At 64.1% G+C, this 1,342-nt stretch carries 1 pseudogene; it reads left to right on the top strand.

What is annotated here, in order from left to right:
- Nucleotides 1–1,342, top strand: a pseudogene (locus tag DC347_RS07680) (pyruvate dehydrogenase (acetyl-transferring), homodimeric type); the annotation flags it as partial.

Raw genomic sequence — 1,342 nt, forward strand, 5'->3', positions numbered from 1 at the left:
CGTCCGCGAACACTTCTTCGGTAAAACCCCGCAAACCAAAGACCTCGTCGCGGACCTCACCGACGACCAGATCTGGAACCTCAAACGCGGCGGACACGACTACCGCAAGGTCTACGCCGCCTACAAAGCCGCCACCGAGTTCAAGGGCAAACCCACCGTCATCCTCGCCCACACCGTCAAAGGCTACGGACTCGGACCACGGTTTGAGGGGCGGAATGCCACGCACCAGATGAAGAAACTGACGGTCGAGGACCTCAAGGACTTCAGGGATTACCTGCGCATTCCCATTTCGGATGAACAACTGGATGCCGACCCCTACCGCCCTCCCTACTTCCACCCTGGCCCCGATGCCCCGGAGATTGCCTACCTGATGGAGCGGCGCAGGGCGCTGGGAGGGTCCGTTCCGGAGCGCCGTTCCCGTCATGAGGCGGTTGAACTGCCTGAGCCGAAGTCCTACGAGGTTGCCATGCGCGGTTCGGGCAAGCAGCAGGCTGCCACCACCATGGCATTCGTGCGCCTGCTGAAGGATTTGCTCCGCGACAAGAAGTTCGGGGACCGGATTGTGCCCATCGTGCCGGATGAATCCCGGACGTTCGGGATGGACGCGTTCTTCCCGACCGCGAAGATCTACAACCCCAAGGGCCAGAACTACCTCTCCGTGGACCGCGACCTCGTCCTGGCCTACAAAGAGTCCCCCGCCGGCCAGCTGATCCACCCCGGCATCAACGAAGCCGGCGCCGTGGCAGCCTTCACGGCCGCCGGAACCGCCTACGCCACCCACGGCGTACCCCTGGTCCCGGTCTACGTGTTCTACTCCATGTTCGGCTTCCAGCGCACCGGCGACGCCTTCTGGGCCGCCGCGGACCAAATGACCCGCGGCTTCATCATCGGCGCCACCGCAGGACGGACCACCCTCACCGGCGAAGGCCTCCAACACGCCGACGGCCACTCCCCCCTCCTGGCCTCCACCAACCCCGCCGTCCTCACCTACGACCCCGCCTACGGCTACGAAATCGGACACATCATCCGCTCCGGCCTCGAACGCATGTACGGGCCGGACTCAACGGACAAAAACCTCATGTACTACCTCACCGTGTACAACGAACCCATCGTCCAACCCGCCGAACCCGAAAACCTCGACATCGAAGGCCTCATCAAGGGCATCTACCTGCTCAACCCAGCGAAGGCCGCAGGACTGAACGAAAGCAGTCCCCGCACCCAGATCCTCGCCTCCGGCGTCTCCGTGCCCTGGGCCATCGACGCCCAACGCATCCTCGCCGACGACTGGAACGTCTCCGCCGACGTCTGGTCCGTCACCTCCTGGAACGAACTGCGCCGCGAC

This window comes from Pseudarthrobacter sp. AG30, assembly GCF_003116525.1.
In the GTDB taxonomy this organism is placed as follows: domain Bacteria; phylum Actinomycetota; class Actinomycetes; order Actinomycetales; family Micrococcaceae; genus Arthrobacter.